This is a genomic window from Vibrio sp. 10N.222.49.C12 (genome assembly GCF_041475025.1).
Taxonomy (GTDB): Bacteria; Pseudomonadota; Gammaproteobacteria; order Enterobacterales; family Vibrionaceae; genus Vibrio; species Vibrio crassostreae_C.
Genome location: NZ_JBFRVF010000004.1, coordinates 21,114 through 38,079 on the forward strand (window position 1 = coordinate 21,114; position 16,966 = coordinate 38,079).

A 16,966-nucleotide genomic window follows, 5' to 3' on the forward strand; every position below is an offset into this window, starting at 1 on the left:
GAGTTTTTATTCGAAATGTTGTTCTTTGCTTGAAGTTTTATTTACCGAAACTCTAGCGTTAATCACGCATGTTTAGAATCAATACTGCCGCTAGAGCCAAGAACGCCGTCATCATTAAGAACACATCGTTGTAAGCCATGATGGCTGCGTCACGTTGCATTGTGCCGAGCAAACTTGCTTGTGCTTGTTGCATCGCAGTTGCGGCATCACTTCCTGACTGAATGAAAAACGCTTGTTGTTGCTGAAGCGTCTGCCAACCAAGTTGACTCACTGAAGGTAGCGACTCCTTGATGTGTGCTAAGTGCTCACGGGTTTTGTTATCCAATAGCGTAGCGATAATCGCGATGCTGAAAGCGCCCCCTAAGTTCCGCATTACGTTGGTTAACGTTGATGCGTCTGGCGTGTCCATTTTGCTGATGTTCTTCATGGCAACCAAAGACAGCGGAACCATGATGAACGGACTACCAATAGCACGCAGAACCATAGATAAAATCAGCTGTTGCCCGCCAAAATCGATTGTCATGTGTGTATTTACGTAACAACTAAAACCGAACATCGCGAAGCCAAAGGTAACCAAGTACTTAGGCTTAATGATCTGTGTTAGCTTTGGCACAATTGGGAATATCAGAAGCTGTGGGAAACCCATCCACATTAGCACTTCACCAATTTCCATCGCGTTATATTGCTGAATTTGAGTGAGATACATCGGTAGAACATAGATAGAGCCGAGCAATGCCATTCCTAGAATCAAATAGGCGATACAAGACATCGCAAATTGCCCATCCCGCAATAGCCGCAGGTTAACCAATGGCTTCTTGTGTTGGAGTTCGTTTATCACGAAGTAAACCAAACTCACCGCCGACACGATACTCAAGCCAATAATAAAGCTCGAACTGAACCACTCTTCACGGTTACCTTCTTCTAACACCACTTCCAAACAACCTAGCCCTAATGCCATGGTGGCGATACCAAACCAATCGGCTTTTTTCAGCGTGCCAAGGTCGAGCTTTTCATCGTCCAAGCCATATCGGATCATGGTGATCACAAGCAAAGCTGGCGGAATATTGATGTAGAAAATATAGTGCCACGAGAAGTTCTCCGTCAGCCAGCCACCAAAGGTAGGGCCAATCGATGGAGCAAAGGTCGCGGTTACACCAAACAGTGCCATACCCACAGCACGCTTGTTGACCGGCAATAACTGAATCACCAGCGAGAAAGCAAGCGGGATTAGAGCACCACCACTGAAGCCTTGCATCGCGCGGAACACGATCATCGAGGTCATGTTCCAAGAGAACGAACACAACAAAGATGAAATGGTGAAAATGGCTGTCGTCCACGTGATATAACGGCGTTTACCGAGCGCTTTAGAAAGCCAACCACTGAGTGGGATAGCGATCATCTCTGCGACTAGGTAAGACGTAGAGATCCACGAGCTTTCATCCAAGGTGGCTGATAGCGCACCTTGAATATCTTTGAGAGACGAGTTGGTGATCTGAATATCCAAGATCGCCATAAACGCGCCAATCAAGCCGCCAAATAGGGCGATCCAATGGCGTCTCGAAACCTCGTCATCATCATTTGTTTGGGTGACAACACCAGCGTTACTCATGGTCTAGCCTCGTTTATCGATGGTCGCTACCACAGACAAACCAGGAAGCAGTCGACCTTTCAACTCTTGCTGATCTGGAATAGTAATTTTAACCGGTACACGTTGAACGATTTTAGTGAAGTTACCGGTCGCGTTTTCTGGTGGTAGGAGCGCAAATTTAGCGCCAGTCGCAGGGGAGAAACTGTCTACCACACCTTCAAGAGGCTGCCCCGGGAACGCATCCAACTCTACTTCAACCGTCTGACCTTTGTGAATACCACTTAGCTGTGTCTCTTTGAAGTTGGCTTCAATCCACACTTGGTTGTTTGGTACCAAGCTCATCAGTGGTGCGCCTGCTTGAATCAGCAAGCCTTCACGTACGCTGCGTTTACCAATCACGCCATCTGCTGGCGCGTAAATTTTGGTGTAATCAAGGTTAAGCTGTGCTTGATCTCTTTGTGCTTGAGCTTCAGTCACGGATGCGTTTGCTTGTTCGATTTCACTCGCAATCACGATTAGCTGATCATTACTTGCGACGAGGTTTGCTTTTGCTTCTTCAAGTTCTGCTTGGGTGACTTTTTGTTGTGCAACCATGCTATCGACTTCATCTTGAGACGCGTAGTTACGCTTTAGTAAGCTACGAGAACGTACCACTTGTTGAATCGCGCGTTCGTATTCAGCTTGTGCAGAATCAACGCGGCTTTCTGCTTGATTGATCTTGCTACGTTGTAACGTTTGTTGTGCCACTAGATTTTTGACGTCTGATTGCACGACGCTTAAATGGGCGTTTGCTTGAGCGAGTGCTGACTGGTAATCACGGTCATCGATTTGAACCAGCAAATCACCTTCTTTAACCGATTGGTTATCACTCACATAAGACTTAACAATATAGCCAGAGACCTTAGGGCTAATATTCGTGATGTCGCCTTGTAGGTAGGCATTGTCGGTAGATTCAAAGTACTGGCCATAGCCGTACCAGTATCCAGCACCGGCTAAACCCAATGACAGCATGATCGCAGTAGCAATAAGCGGAGCTTTTTTACGTTTTTTTGTGCTTACTGTTTGCGAAGCGTTGTTGTTCTCTGTCATTTTTTCTTTCTCATTTTGTTTTTATTTAGATGTAACGAATTGTAAATGAATTCGATTGATTGATAAGATAGGAAAAAAGGGAAACACTGTTGCAAAAATCTAACTAATGGCGCTTTGGGAGAAGTACGATGGACTTAAATGCTGTGACTGTTTTTACACAAGTTGTTGATTGTGGGAGTTTCACGCACGCAGCTGAAGCATTGAACATGACCAAGTCGACCGTCAGCCGAAAGCTAGACGAGCTGGAACAGCATCTAGGTGTGAGGTTGATCACTCGTTCGACACGAAGTTTAGTCTTAACGCCAGAGGGTGAGCGCTTTTATCAGTCGAGCATGCAGATGCAAGAGATCATGAACCAAGCTGAGCTAGAGGTTTCAGCCAATCAGGATTTGATCCGAGGGCAGTTGAATGTTGTGTTGCCTGTCGAATTGGGGCATCAAGTATTAGCCAAATACATCCACAGCTTCCTAAAAGAGCACCCAAACGTGACTTTGAACTTAGAACTGTCGAATCGAGAAGTCGACATCATTGCGGAGGGGATCGATCTTTACGCACAAATTGGTGAGCTAGTGGACTCGAGCTTGGTTTCTCGCTACCTCACAACATCAAAGCGTGTATTGGCAGCCAGCCCTGAGTATTTAGAGCAGTTCGATGACGTCTCTTCACCCGATGATCTTGAACCGCCATTCAGAATGATTGAGGTGGTGAACAAGGCCGCGCGTCTACCCAAGTGGCATTTACAATTAGAAGGCGGAGAGTCGATTTTGATCGATCTACCGTGTCAGTTGCGGGTGAATACCATCACGGCATGCCTAACAGCGTGTGTAGATGGGCTCGGCTTGGCGGTGCTTCCTGAATTCATTTGTCGGGAACACTTTAAGACAGGTAAGCTGATTCGTCTGTTACCTGAATATGAGATGCCAGAAGTTTCAGTAAGCCTAGTGTATGCAGACAAGCAGTTGATGCCGAAACGTAAAAAGGTCTTTATCGACTATCTACTGACTGCTTTTCAAAATAGAGCCAATCAAATAACGAAATAAAGGCATATTGTATTGGGAGCAACAGAAGGAATCGGCTGCCTAACTGTTGATTAGTTGTAATTCATTGACAATGACCAATAACATTGAAAAGAGAAAAACGAACTTGTTAACAAGTTCGTTTTTTTCTGATTGCTAATGTAGTTGTAGGCTAAGTACCGAACTAGCTCTTTTTCTCTGTGTACTCTAGATACTCATTGTTGGAAGTGAGTTGCCCATCGAGAAGGACTTTACCTTTAGGCGATACCAAAGAAAGAGTTTGAGTTTCTGAGCCTTTGCTGAGTTGCTCGGCAGAGACTTTGATTTGATAACCGTGCGACGACAGGCCATAGCGTCGAATGAAGCTGACTTGGATGTGGTGTTTTGGCTCAGCACTTTGTTTGAGTAAGGTTCCACATTGAGTCTGGCTCAGGATCTCTTGTTTGACTGGCAGCCAAAGCTCACTATCGAGTGATTTGTGATCGAGTGCGATTTGCAGCTCTTGCCACGCAACTTGAGGTTGGTCATCAAGTAGAGATTGATAGGTGTGCTGCAATGGCGTGTCGGTAAACCATGCCGCATGACTTGCGAGCGGCAATGTGTAGATCAGTGCGGTTAACGAAGTAACTTTCATTATGATTCCCCGGCCAAGCGGTAACCAACGCCACGATGTGTTTCTATATTCAATGTTGGCAGCTTCTGGCGTAAGCGCAGTATGTGATTATCAATAGTTCGGGTACTAGGAAGAGCCTGATATCCCCAAATCTTATTGAGTAATTCATCTCGGTGAAACACACGACTTTGGTTCTGAACAAACAGTACCAATAGCTGAAACTCTTTAGGTTTTAGTGTTACAGGGCTTTCATCCAGATAAGCGATCCGTTCCGACAAGTTGATTTGGATATTCGCGTAAGTTAAGAGGCTCACACCTAACGGACGTAGCTGGGTAATGACTCGAGCGAGTAATTCGTCGTTCGAAAATGGTTTAGTCACATAGTCTTTGGCACCCGCCATTAAACCTTCAACACGTTGTTGAACTTCTACTTTAGCGGTCAACACAATCACAGGCAGCGCTTTGAGGAGCAACCAGTTTGGAAGGTGTTGCAAGCTGTCCCCATCTTCAAGCTGTCGATCCAGTATCACAAGATCGGCTCGAAACCATTTCTTACTGGCATTCTCTGAATCCTTCGCCCAAAGGCATTGGTAACCATTGGATTCAAAGAAGCTGACGAGGCCTTGTCCAAGCAGTTGGTCGTCTTCAATCAGCAGTAGGGTGTTCATAAGCAATTTCCAAAATACATCGGGTTGGGTTACGAAGAATAATGAGGCGGCCATTCGCTTGCTTCATCAAGTGCTCGACAATAGTCAGGCCAATGCCCATGTTATCCAGTTCGTGCGTTTCACTTGGCGTGACACCAGACATGAGCCGTTGTATCGGTGAAGGGAAGTGCCCCTCGTCTTGTACCTCAATCGTCAGCTTGTCACCGAGTTCGACCTTTACCAAAACCTCACCTTTACCATGTTGTTTGGCATTCTTGATTAGATTATCCAAGCAGATGGTTAGCCAGTAATAGGGAAGGTTCAGTTCAACTTCACGCGCTTCACATTGATAAGAAATATAGTGCTTTTCACAGACATGATCGAGCCACTCTTCTAATGAAGCGTTTTGCTTCAACAAAGGCTCTGACTGATCCGAACTTAGGTACACTTTGCTGTTTTCGGTGAGCTGAGAAAGCCTTTGATAGTCAGATATTAAACGCCAAACCGCACTTTGAGTTTCATCAGAAAAGTCATCGTAGCGATTTCTAAACATTTCGACGGTTAAGCCTAGGCTAGTAATAGGCGTGCGCAGTTCATGAGTAAGAAGCTGTAAAACGAACTGCCTCTCTTTTCGTTGTTTTGTTCTTAGGTATAAGACTCTAGCGAGCCCGGAAAGCAACGTTAGCAGCAATGTAAAGATCAACGTTTTCATGATCAGATTGTCATTGCTATGCTCGTTTAAGCACACGTTACTGTAACGAAAAGTACAGGTTTCACCTGCCAAAGATACCTCTTGTTGCTCTGCGATAGGTTGCCAAACATCTAAGGGAATAGCTTTCCAGCCTTGTTCGCCACTTAACCAAAGCACATCATCTTGTTGCCAAGCGCGGTATCCATTGAGCAGTGCTTCTCTGCCTTGTGCACTTAGGCTTTCTAGTTTGTTATATAAAGGGTGCTGAGGGTTGGTAAGACTCAAAAATGGGCGTATCTGCTCGGTCACATCTGGGTAAGCGGCTAAATAACGACCAGCAAAGCTGCCACCGGCAGGGTGACGTTTGGAGTGTGCTGCAAACCAAATCGAATCCAATGTTTGTTGCTGACACAGAGCGAGCTCGAACTCGATGGCTTCATGTAATGAAGGGTTACTGCTTTCAATCGCTTGGCAGTGATCTTGTATTGACGCTAACGCTGCGATGTCGTCCCAACTGAATTGGTTGAAATCAGGATAGCGGCTATTTTCATGGAGCAGAACTTTCGGATACTGAGCCAACTCTTGTTGAGATACTAAGAGTGGGGATGATTGCCAGCTCAGTTGATACAGAGTTTGCCACTTATCTTGCAAACTTTGGGCATTGACTAGGGTTGGGAGCCAAAAGATCAAGCAAAGAGCTAATGTAAACCTGCGCATCCAATCATTCTCGTTAAAAGTCGTGGGGCGAGTCTAAAGAGTTTTGGGCGCGATTTGTAACCTGAATGTCAACAAGTGTTCTTTTAACAACAAATTGTCGAGTGGGTCATGCTTTTAAATAATAAAGTACAAATACAGTAAGTATCATTTATTTGAAATAAAATAGATAATTGTGTACTTACTGTCATTATTGGGCGAAATGAGGGGACTATACTGGGCTCATACCTAATAAGAGGAACCATCATGAAACTCATCATCAAATCAGTATTGGCAATCAGTATTTTGGCTACAGGCTCTGCTCATGCGTTCGAATTAACCAGCAACGATATTCAAGAAGGTCACCCAATGGCAAAGACTTTTGAATACTCTAGTTGGGGTTGTGACGGCGATAATCAATCACCACAATTGATGTGGAAAGATGCGCCAGCAGGTACCAAAAGCTTTGCTATCACAGCTTATGATCCAGATGCACCGACTGAAAGTGGCTTCTGGCATTGGGTTGCGTTTGATATCCCTGCAACTGTGAACGAGCTACCTCGCGGTGTCGACATCTCTAAAGTCGGTGGCAAAGAAGGTCGCATTGATTACGGTACAGTTGGCTACGGTGGCGTTTGTCCTCCAGAAAAAGATGGTATGCACCGTTACCAGTTCACGGTTTGGGCATTACCAACGGACAAACTTAACCTCGACGAAAATACGCCGTCGGCTGTGGTTGGATTCACGTTGAACAGCATGGCTTTAGACAAAGCTAAACTGACCGCAACTTATACACGTTAATAGCTTATGTACGTTAATAGCTTATGTACGTTAAAGCTTATACACGTACATAATAAGTAAACAAGGGGATGAGATGAATCATCAATATCAAGTGACGATCTTTCGTGCAGAGCAGTTACAAAAACTGCGTAATGTGAGGATTCTATCCCCTAGTATCATTCAGATTATTACAGGCAGTAAGCGCCTGTTTTGGAAAGATTCAGCGGCAGAGCTCTCACATTCTGAGCTGTTGTTGTGTGAGGCATCAGCTTCACTAAGTTTTGAGAACATGCCCCACAAAGGGCGCTTCTTGTCGCGAGTGTTCAGCTTTCAATTCCAACCTTCTCAGGCGATGCTTGATTTAAGTGAGGAACGGTCGAATGATCTGGGACTGCCTACAGTAAAAGCGGATCGAAACTTACAAGACTCACTCAATGCTCTGTTCTCTTTTGATACACAGAGCATGAGCAAAGAGACTCAACAGTTTTGGTTGCAGGGCTTGTACCAGCAATTAGCTGAAAAAGGAGTGTTGCATCTATTGTTTGTCAGTGCCAACGTCTCGTTTAGCCAAAAGCTTAGCCATTATCTTTCACATTCACCAGATGAGAAACATCCGCTAGAGTCGGTGGCGGAGCGTTTTGCGATGAGCCGAGCGACGCTGATTCGAAAACTCAAACTGGAAGGCATGCAATATCGAGAGGTACTGGCTGAAGTTCGCTTGAGTCACGCGCTTTATCTGATGCAAAACGGACAGCAGAATGTGGCGATGTTGGCTCAGTCTTGCGGTTACCAATCGGAAGGGCGTTTTAGTCAGCGCTTTAAAGGCAAATTTGGTTTGTCGCCAAGTGAATACATCAAAACCGTCGTCAGCCATAGAGTCGCGAGCAAATAAAGTCGCGATACCATAATCATTCTGTTTGCCTAAACGCTCACTTTCTTATCTCGTGCTGCCAATGCCGCGAAAATCGTGCACGCAAAGGCAACAGATGCGATCAACAGAATCGGCACACTCCAAGAATCTGTCTGAGCATGAAGCTTACCCACCAGCGTTGGACCAGTGGCTGCCAACGCATAACCGATTCCCTGAGCCATACCCGACAATGATGCGGCTTGGCTGCTATTCGATGTACGCAAGCCAACAAAAGAGAGCGCGATAATAAATGTCGAGCAGTTGGCTAATCCAAACAGTCCCACCCAAAAGATCGCAAACTCAGGCAAATACAGAAGACCAATCAATCCAACAAATACACTCGATGCACATAAAGTGATGAGCCATTGTTGATTGTCACTTTTGGCTAAGAACGGCAGTAACAGCAGCCCCGGAACCATAGTCGAAAATTGCAGAAATCCATAAATGTAGCCCGCGTCGATTTCGCTGTAGCCAAGATCGTTCAATATCTGTGGCAACCAGCCAGCCAAAGAGTAGAAGGTAAATGAGTTAAGCCCAAGCGCTAACGTTACTTGCCACGCTACGCCGCTTTTAATCATCTGTTTCATCGGCAGAGGTTTGTCTTGTTGCTTGTTATTGCTGGCCGAAGATGAGCGTTTTCTGATTTTAGGCAACCAGATCATCAAAGCTAATATTGGAAATACCAAGTTCATTAACAGCGCTAATTGCCAACCCGTGATCGTAAATAAGGTTAGATTTGAAAACGGCACCATCAAACTTGAGCCTAACGTCGAACCGATGCCCATCGTAAAGATGTACAGAGAAGTCACAGTAGCGATGCGTGTCGGGAAGCTAACTTTCACTACTACAGGCAACAACACATTACCAATCGCGATACCAAGCCCGATCATCACCGTGCCGATATACAAGGTTGGGGTTAACCCAGCAGAGCGCAGTGTAATACCCGTAGTGATCAGAACTAAGCCTAATAACAGGCTAGGCTCTAGACCAATTCGTTGGGATATCTTGGTGACTAATGGTGAGAATAAGGCAAAAGTTAACAGTGGCAAAGCTGTTAAGAAGCCTGCAGCCGATGACGTAAGGTTGAGGCCTTCCATAACCTGAGAAAGCACAGGAGCCAAGCTCGTAAAAGGCCCACGAAGGTTAAGTGCTAGGAATAGAATCCCTAACATCACGAAAATGCTATTACGAAGAGAGGCGCTCATAGGTTGTTCTACTGTTTGCTTATGAGAAGACAGGCTAGCCTACAGATCATTGAATGATTACACAAATACCGTTTAAATAGGTTTACTAATGATTGAACCTGCGCAGTACGCGCTTAGCCAGAAAAGTCACCCATGACTGTATTAAATATCGACAAGCTCATCTCGGACTTCCCACTGCTTCAACAATTGATTGCATTGGAAGAAGTGGTTTGGTTTAACCCAAATGTGACGACTCTGGAGCGCGGTTTGCTTTATGTGGGTTTAGGCGAACAAGATATTCACGATGCGAGCATGAGGCTGCAAAGGTTTGCTCCTTATCTAGCCAAGGCGTTTCCTGAAACTCAAGCGACCAATGGCATCATCGAGTCTGAGCTTGTTGACATTCCATCTATGAAATCAGCATTGGGAGCACATTATCAGCAGCCAATAAAAGGGCGTTTGATGATGAAGAAAGACAGCCATTTACCGATTTCAGGTTCAATCAAAGCGCGCGGTGGTATCTATGAAGTACTAACGCATGCCGAAAAGCTTGCGATTGAAGCGGGGTTACTGTGTGAGAGCGATGACTATAGTAAGTTGCTCGAACCTGAATTCCGTGACTTCTTCCAACAATACAGCATTGCGGTAGGATCCACGGGTAATCTAGGCATGTCGATCGGTATCATGAGTGCCAAATTGGGTTTTACGGTCTCTGTTCACATGTCGGCAGACGCGAGAGCTTGGAAGAAAAGTAAACTGCGAGAGCACGGTGTTAACGTGGTCGAGTATCAACAAGATTATGGCGTTGCAGTAGAACAAGGACGGAAAGAAGCGGAGCAAGACCCGCGTTGTTTCTTCATTGATGATGAAAACTCACAAACACTGTTCCTTGGTTACTCTGTGGCTGGAGAAAGGCTCAAACAGCAATTTGAGCAACAAGACATTTCAGTAAATAAAGAACACCCATTATTTGTTTACTTGCCTTGTGGTGTGGGTGGCGGCCCCGGTGGTGTTGCATTTGGATTGAAGATGGCTTTTGGTGATCACCTGCACTGTATTTTTGCTGAGCCAACCCATTCGCCTTGTATGTTGCTCGGTGTTCATACCGGTTTGCATGATGAGATTGCAGTGCAAGATCTGGGTATTGATAACCTCACCGCCGCAGACGGTTTAGCGGTGGGTCGGGCTTCAGGTTTCGTGGGTCGCGCGATGGAGCGCTTGCTTGATGGTTATTACACATTAACCGATGAACGTATGTACCAATTGTTAGGCGAACTGAACCAAGTAGAGGGTATTCAACTTGAGCCTTCAGCACTCGCAGGCATGCCGGGTGTGATTCATGTTGAGCAGAATAGAGAATATCTTGATCGCCTAGAGATTGATGAGTCGACGCTAGCGAATGCAACGCATCTTGTGTGGGCGACTGGCGGAGGCATGGTGCCGAAAGAAGAAATGGCCGCTTACTTGGAAAAATCGTCGGTTTAGCCCTAAAGCGTTTATAAGCTAGCTGTTTGTAAACTAGGTGTTTATAAGTATAAGCTGTTGTAAATATCAGCGGTTAAAAGATAAGCCATGATAGAAGAGTGCTGTTTATCGGTTGAACGCACTCTTTTTTACTCCTAAATCCAGTCGTTATTCAAACAATAACTTGCGCAGATCGTTACCCGAAACACATATTTTATAAATTAGGCTTCTTAGATGTTCTAACTATCAGTTAGGTTGAGTGGCATTCAACTTGATAGGGATTTAGCAATGCAGACGGATAAAGTGATGCAGACAAGACACATAAACACACCAGAAAAATTACTCCAGCGTTTAGATGCGATTGGGGAGTCTTTGGAAGCATCGGGTAAGGCTCATGCTTTACTGGGATTGGGCTCGGTAGGTATTGAAACAGAACGACTTGATCAGTATTCAGATGTCGATTTTTTCGCGATAGTACAAACGGGGCACAAGCAGTATTTCTTAGACAGTTTGCATTGGCTATCTGATATTCACTCAATCGACTACGCAGTGAGAAATACCGTCGATGGCTATAAAGTTCTGTACGCTGACGGAATCTTTTGTGAGTTTGCAGTGTTTGAACCCCACGAGTTAGCGCACATTCCGTTTGCTGAAGGGCGTATTGTTTGGCAGCAACATGAATTTGATACACAGTGTTGTGTTTCACCAATAAAAGGGGAGACAGACACTAATTCCCAAGATTGGATCATTGGTGAGGCTCTAACCAATCTTTATGTGGGTATGTCTCGTTATAACCGAGGCGAAAAGCTGTCGGGCAGTCGGTTCGTTCAATCTTACGCACTCGATCGTTTGATCGATCTTGTGGATCAAACTGAACAGTCTGAGCCTGAATTCGTTGATGAATTTATGTCGGATAGAAGGCTAGAAGCACGCTTCCCTAAGTTTGCCCAATTGCTACCAACCTTTACCCAAGGCTACGAGCGCACCGCTGAATCGGCACTTGCCCAACTAGCATTCCTCAACACCCACTTCGCAGTCAACCAAGCCATGTGTGACCGAATCACTGAACTGTGTTCCAGTAAAGATTAAGCCTATAAACTGTTAATCTTAAACCTATTTTCTTGGTGTGCGTAAATAACAGTTGTCGCTCGTCTGTATTGTTGATAGGTTTTAACCATGAAATTTAATTCTGCTTCAACTTCAATTTTCTTTTGGTGGTGCTCTCAATAGAGCAGCACGGAATACTTACATTCTTTAGCTGCTGGACGGTAGCTAAGAATGTCATCAAAAATGTCGCCTCTTTTTATCTCCAGTAGCCTTTTTAACTTGGAGATACACCATGAATACCAACTCAAACAGCCATACCGACAGCAATAATATTGGCAGTAAGAACAATACCAACAAGCCTGAAATCATTCTGACTGGCGATAGAGCTACTGGGCCTTTGCACTTGGGTCATTACGTCGGTTCACTTAAACAAAGAGTCTCTTTGCAGCATATTCACGACCAAACGATATTGGTCGCTGACATGCAAGGGCTTACCGACAACGCCCATAATCCTTCGAAGGTTTCTTCCAACATTCTCAATGTAGTCGCTGACTATCTTGCGGTGGGTATCGACCCGACCAAGACCACGATTTGTCTGCAATCACAGTTGCCGGTGTTAGCTGAGCTCACCATGTTCTACAGCAATCTTGTTTCTATCGCTCGCTTGGAACGCAACCCAACGGTCAAAAGCGAAATTCAGAACAAGGAGTTTGGTCGCTCTATTCCAGCAGGCTTCCTCACTTATCCAATCTCACAGGCGGCAGACATCACTGCTTTTAACGCGACTTTAGTGCCTGTTGGCGATGATCAATTGCCGATGTTGGAACAAACCAATGAGATAGTAAGAAAGGTTAACTCGCTTGCTGGTAAACCAATCTTAAATGAATGTAGGCCGCTTCTCAGCAATGCATCTCGCCTCCCTAGTACTGATGGTAAAAGTAAGATGTCTAAATCGATGGGCAACGCCATTAATTTGGGTGCAACAGAGAAAGAGATCAGAGCTGCAGTCAAATCCATGTATACCGACCCAAATCATCTACGAATTGAAGACCCAGGCAAGGTAGAAGGGAATATCGTGTTCACTTATCTTGATGCTTTTCACACAGACGCTAACTATGTCAGTCAACTAAAAGAGCATTACCAAAGAGGTGGGCTAGGCGATGGACAAACTAAGAAAGTGTTGGAAGAGTGCCTGCAAGAGATGATTCGTCCTATTCGTGAAAGAAGAACTGAGTTGCTGGATGACAAAGCGCAGCTCATCGATATTTTGCGAAATGGTAGCGAAGTCGGTAGGGAAAGAACGCAAAAGGTATTGTTCGACGTAAAAGGCGTCTTTGGTTTGAATATTATCTAGCACTGGGTGCATGTAAATAAAGTCAATTAATTTGAATGCCGAGTACGATTGATTTATAAAATTAATTTTGTGAATGGAAATGAGGTTGTATGGCAACGCCTGATCTCAAATTCCAGCTTTCAATTTATGGTAATTAAATGAAAATTAACGTTTTATTCTCTATCTTATTTTCGGCTTTGGTTCTAATGTCTGGCTGTTCAGATGTTGTTAGCGATGAGTACTCGACTTATGCGCAAGCCAAACAAGAGCGATTGTTTGACAGAGGTTGGTTACCCGACATTTTGCCTAAATCTACCGTGAAGATTGAAGTGAATAACGATCTGGATGCGAATACTTCAGAAGGAAGCTTCATCATCAACAAGCCAGCATTGTCTGAATTTATTGGGAAACTAAAGCTGACTGAATCAACCAATCAATTTCAGTTTGTGGATGGCGAGAATGTTTGGGTGTTCAAGATTGGTGATGATAGTCTAGTTTCCTACACGCTCAGTAAGCGCAAAGGCTAAGTTCAGTAATTCCAACCTACATTTCTGTTATGAGTTATGTGGGTTGTCGAATGACATTGTTCACCTAACTGTGCCTAGTCACCGCCAATAAGCCCTTACCACTCTTAGTTACAGGAAGGTAATGATGGAAATCAGTCAGTTGGATCATTTGGTATTAACCGTGAAAGATTTACAAGTTACGGTCGACTTTTACCAACGGGTACTTGGAATGAAGCCTATCGAATTTGGCGAGGGCAGGTTGGCGTTGTCATTTGGAACGCAGAAGATCAATTTACACCTCAGAGGTAGCGAGTTCGAGCCAAAGGCAAGGCGTGTGCAGGTCGGTAGTGCAGATCTCTGCTTTATTACCAATATGCCAATTGCTGAAGCCACTGAACATATCAAAGCACAAGGCGTCGTGATAGAAGAGGGACCAGTACAGCGAACCGGTGCGACGGGAAAAATTGTCTCTGTTTATATTCGAGATCCTGATGGCAACCTCATTGAGCTCTCGAATTATTATTCTTAAGCACTAAACCCGTACGCTTTTGTTTACTCTTCAAGACCGTGACTGTTCGTGTTTACTCCGCTTATCACTGGATGTCGTCAGCCAAATAAAATACAATCGAACAATGTTTTATTAATTCGTGCTTTATCACTATGATGAGAAACTTACTCATATTCATCGTTAGCCTATTTTTCTTAACAGCTTGTTCTTCAACGAGTAATCATCAGCTAGACGACAATACATTGAGCAACGAAGACGCAATGTCGAAAAGCTTGGAAGAAGAGAGCAATATCGATGTTGCAATTGATACAAGTGCTGAGACCAACGTTGATTCTTCCCATGATTCAATCGTTAATCATCAACCACTCACTAACCTTGATTCAAATAAAGACACGATAGCTCACGCCAATGCAGAGCCAGAATCAGTGGAGCCTTCTCAAATAGAAGCGACAGAAACAACTGAAAGTGATGCTAAGAGTGGCGGTGAAAAAGGCATCGGAAGCTATGTTATTCGTCATAATAAACCGACTAAGACGGTGATTAAATCACTAGAGGGCGTGACAGATGCATTGAACGTCATGACGTTTGGGATATTTGCCACCGGTAACGGTTAAATCGTTAACTTAGAACCACAACCTAATAGATAGAATGAAACGTGAAGGCGAGCCAGATGGTTCGCCTTTTTTGATCTTCTAAATCTGGCCACCGTTCTTCCTAAGAATCGTGCTCACTTATCTGAGCGCTGAGTCAGGCGACGGTTAACGTAAATAGGAAATTATTCGTTCTGGAAGGGACTCGCCGAATTTACCCTGTTTGACTTGTTATATGCATCAAGGGTTCTAATACTCATCCCAAAGTAAGCAATGAAATCTAATCTTACAAAGACAAGCCTTATATTCACTTATGAGCATAGTAAGATGTTTGCTGTTAAGTCGGTTTGGGTTTAGTTATCAATATTCTAGGGAAGAAAAATGAAGAATAAGAGTGTGTTTTTAAGTGCCGCATTGGTGATGTTGTCAGCTCATGCAAATGCATCAGACGCGAACCATGAGTCTGTATCAGATGGAGTTATCGCAGAACAAAGAGCGAAGCTTTCTGAAAATACCCAAGGACAAGGTTTTGGACCGCAAGCTCCACGAGATTTGGGTTCATTAGAAGGTAAAAATACTAGGCTGTTCTCGGATGCCCCTGATTCAACAGCGATGAACTTATGTAATATTCACTTCCATAAAAATGCTGAGCATAAAGGTGGAGAGTTTACTCAATACGCTGGTAACGGTGATGGTAAGGGATTCCAGAGTGGCTTTAAATACACAGGCAAGCTGAGTTCTGCTGAGCTGAAACCATTTGAGGGCAAGGTTTGTCCGAGCGAGCATGGTTCTTTGCATTCGGGTGACACCATTGAAGTTCACTATGTTTATTCAACGGCGCAAGTTGAACCGGGTGAAACACTGGGTGCTTGTTTTAACGATGCGATTACCAACCCGCAACTGCGTGTAGAAACCCAAGTTTACGTATTAGTGAATGACGACAAAGCACCCGACTTTGAAGCGCTCGCTAAACATTCAAAAGTGAACGGCTTACACCAAGCACCAAACATCCCACAAGATACGGGCTCAGCGATCCAATACGCAGGCTCTACAACGGGTCCTGGTTATAATGAGCAAGGTTCACCTTTCCAAGTAACATGGAGCGTTAGACCACAAGTTGCGAAAGTAAATATCGCGACAGTAGGTAGCTGGTGTGAAGGCAATGACTTTAACGAAGATCACGCCCACGGTGTGAGAAATTTGGTGGTTAACCCTGAGTTGTTATCACCCATTCGTAACGACTAAACGATTCTGGCGAACAAAATGATTAAGGCGAGCCAATAGGTTCGCCTTTTTTATGCCCTAACGAAAAGTACTTAGGTTTAGGTTTAATTAAGTCTGGTGGGTAAATTACGTGCGACACTTATTCAATACATGAGTTGTGTAAATCGTATTTAGTAAAAAACGTTCTTTACCAGAATCGAAGCTCCATGATACGTTCATGATCAATTATGTTGGGTTATAGAAAAGGACAGTCCAATGTCATTAGAAAGTGCGATTACATTCTTTATTGCCATGTTTGTATTTGGTATTACTCCGGGGCCTGGCGTCTTTGCCATTTTAGCTCGTGCTATGGTTCAAGGATGGCGAAAGTGCGTCACGCTTTCGTTAGGTATGATATGCAGTGATCTTATTTACCTTGCGCTTGCCTGTTTCGGTCTAGCAACGATTGCCGAGAATTGGTCGATTGCGTTTGAGGTGATTCGCTATGTTGGTGCAGCTTATTTGATTTACTTGGGCTACAAGATGTTTAAGAGCCTGCCTGAAGTGCAAGGCTCTGCGGAACTTGCGGCCAAACAGAGTCAGAAATCTGAACTCGCGAGTTTCGCGCAAGGCTTTTTGATTTCAGCATCGAACCCTAAAGTGATTCTGTTTTATATTTCGTTCTTGCCGACTTTTATTGATCTGACTGTTCTGCGCTCACAAGATATCGTATTAGTTTCTGCTTTAGCATCTGTTGCTCTGATGTTAGGCTTAATGCTTATCGCTGTGGGCGCGGGCAGAATGGCAGGTTTGTTAAAAACGCCACGCGCACATAAAAGGTTAAACCAAAGTGCTGGTGGAATAATGATTGCTGCTGGCTCATATTTGGCGATCAATCGATAAATACGAATCTTTAAACAAAAAGGCGAACCGATGGGTTCGCCTTTTTAGTTGGATATAAATGCCATCGTTTAAACAGAGACTGGTTTGTTAGTCACAATGGTGCAATTATTTAACGAGTGATATTACTCGAATGCATGTCTTATGATGACTATCGAACAACAGCTTTCTCGGCTGGATCTAAACTTATTGGTGTCGTTAAGT

At 44.4% G+C, this 16,966-nt stretch carries 16 protein-coding genes and 1 pseudogene; 11 read left to right on the forward strand and 6 right to left on the reverse strand.

Features of this window, described 5'->3' with window-relative positions:
- Positions 1-58 precede the first annotated feature (58 nt).
- Both AB4583_RS02075 and AB4583_RS02080 read right to left on the reverse strand, forming a co-directional pair.
- On the reverse strand, positions 59-1,609 hold the full coding sequence (locus tag AB4583_RS02075; protein ID WP_017060506.1) for a DHA2 family efflux MFS transporter permease subunit: 1,551 nt from the start codon (positions 1,607-1,609) through the stop codon (positions 59-61).
- 3 nt (positions 1,610-1,612) lie between these two features.
- On the reverse strand, positions 1,613-2,677 hold the full coding sequence (locus tag AB4583_RS02080) for an HlyD family secretion protein (RefSeq protein ID WP_372051745.1): 1,065 nt from the start codon (positions 2,675-2,677) through the stop codon (positions 1,613-1,615).
- 128 nt (positions 2,678-2,805) lie between these two features.
- On the opposite strand from AB4583_RS02080, the gene AB4583_RS02085 reads away from it, so the two are divergent.
- Positions 2,806-3,717 (forward strand): LysR substrate-binding domain-containing protein, encoded by a 912-nt coding sequence (locus AB4583_RS02085; protein WP_372116212.1) that lies wholly within the window; start codon positions 2,806-2,808, stop codon positions 3,715-3,717.
- Between the two features lie 181 nt (positions 3,718-3,898).
- On the opposite strand, the pseudogene AB4583_RS02090 reads toward AB4583_RS02085, so the two are convergent.
- From AB4583_RS02090 to AB4583_RS02100, 3 genes and pseudogenes are all read right to left on the reverse strand, one after another.
- A pseudogene (locus AB4583_RS02090) lies at positions 3,899-4,327 on the reverse strand (DUF2861 family protein); the annotation flags it as partial.
- Entirely contained in the window at positions 4,327-4,974 is a 648-nt protein-coding gene (locus tag AB4583_RS02095; RefSeq protein ID WP_372116215.1) for a response regulator transcription factor, read from the reverse strand. The pseudogene AB4583_RS02090 and the gene AB4583_RS02095, both read right to left, overlap by 1 nt.
- Complete coding sequence (locus tag AB4583_RS02100; protein ID WP_372116218.1) at positions 4,952-6,361, reverse strand: DUF3404 domain-containing protein; 1,410 nt, start codon at positions 6,359-6,361, stop codon at positions 4,952-4,954. The genes AB4583_RS02095 and AB4583_RS02100 overlap by 23 nt, the downstream gene beginning before the upstream one ends.
- Positions 6,362-6,604: 243 nt before the next feature.
- Between AB4583_RS02100 and AB4583_RS02105 the strand changes: the two genes are divergently transcribed.
- Positions 6,605-7,138, forward strand: coding sequence for a YbhB/YbcL family Raf kinase inhibitor-like protein (locus AB4583_RS02105; RefSeq protein WP_017060498.1), 534 nt, complete (start codon positions 6,605-6,607; stop codon positions 7,136-7,138).
- A gap of 73 nt (positions 7,139-7,211) precedes the next feature.
- Complete coding sequence (locus AB4583_RS02110) at positions 7,212-8,009, forward strand: helix-turn-helix transcriptional regulator (protein WP_372116220.1); 798 nt, start codon at positions 7,212-7,214, stop codon at positions 8,007-8,009.
- A 29-nt stretch (positions 8,010-8,038) separates the two neighbouring features.
- Here the strand turns inward: AB4583_RS02110 and AB4583_RS02115 are convergent, their stop codons facing one another.
- Positions 8,039-9,232: a CynX/NimT family MFS transporter gene (locus AB4583_RS02115; RefSeq protein ID WP_102320431.1), complete on the reverse strand. Its 1,194-nt coding sequence runs from the start codon at positions 9,230-9,232 to the stop codon at positions 8,039-8,041.
- 132 nt (positions 9,233-9,364) lie between these two features.
- On the opposite strand from AB4583_RS02115, the gene AB4583_RS02120 reads away from it, so the two are divergent.
- From AB4583_RS02120 to AB4583_RS02155, 8 genes are all read left to right on the forward strand, one after another.
- Positions 9,365-10,696: a D-serine ammonia-lyase gene (locus AB4583_RS02120; RefSeq protein ID WP_372116223.1), complete on the forward strand. Its 1,332-nt coding sequence runs from the start codon at positions 9,365-9,367 to the stop codon at positions 10,694-10,696.
- Between the two features lie 267 nt (positions 10,697-10,963).
- On the forward strand, positions 10,964-11,764 hold the full coding sequence (locus AB4583_RS02125) for a hypothetical protein (RefSeq protein WP_372116226.1): 801 nt from the start codon (positions 10,964-10,966) through the stop codon (positions 11,762-11,764).
- Positions 11,765-12,014: 250 nt separating this feature from the next.
- A complete protein-coding gene (gene trpS / locus AB4583_RS02130) occupies positions 12,015-13,076 on the forward strand; it encodes a tryptophan--tRNA ligase (RefSeq protein WP_017068674.1) in 1,062 nt (353 codons plus the stop codon).
- A gap of 137 nt (positions 13,077-13,213) precedes the next feature.
- Positions 13,214-13,582: a hypothetical protein gene (locus AB4583_RS02135; RefSeq protein WP_017068673.1), complete on the forward strand. Its 369-nt coding sequence runs from the start codon at positions 13,214-13,216 to the stop codon at positions 13,580-13,582.
- A gap of 124 nt (positions 13,583-13,706) precedes the next feature.
- Positions 13,707-14,090, forward strand: coding sequence for a VOC family protein (locus tag AB4583_RS02140; RefSeq protein WP_017068672.1), 384 nt, complete (start codon positions 13,707-13,709; stop codon positions 14,088-14,090).
- 131 nt (positions 14,091-14,221) lie between these two features.
- On the forward strand, positions 14,222-14,683 hold the full coding sequence (locus tag AB4583_RS02145; protein ID WP_372116230.1) for a hypothetical protein: 462 nt from the start codon (positions 14,222-14,224) through the stop codon (positions 14,681-14,683).
- A 357-nt stretch (positions 14,684-15,040) separates the two neighbouring features.
- Positions 15,041-15,904 (forward strand): delta-class carbonic anhydrase, encoded by an 864-nt coding sequence (locus AB4583_RS02150; RefSeq protein ID WP_017072180.1) that lies wholly within the window; start codon positions 15,041-15,043, stop codon positions 15,902-15,904.
- Between the two features lie 234 nt (positions 15,905-16,138).
- Positions 16,139-16,765 (forward strand): LysE family translocator, encoded by a 627-nt coding sequence (locus AB4583_RS02155; protein WP_372116234.1) that lies wholly within the window; start codon positions 16,139-16,141, stop codon positions 16,763-16,765.
- The last annotated feature ends 201 nt before the right edge of the window (positions 16,766-16,966 follow it).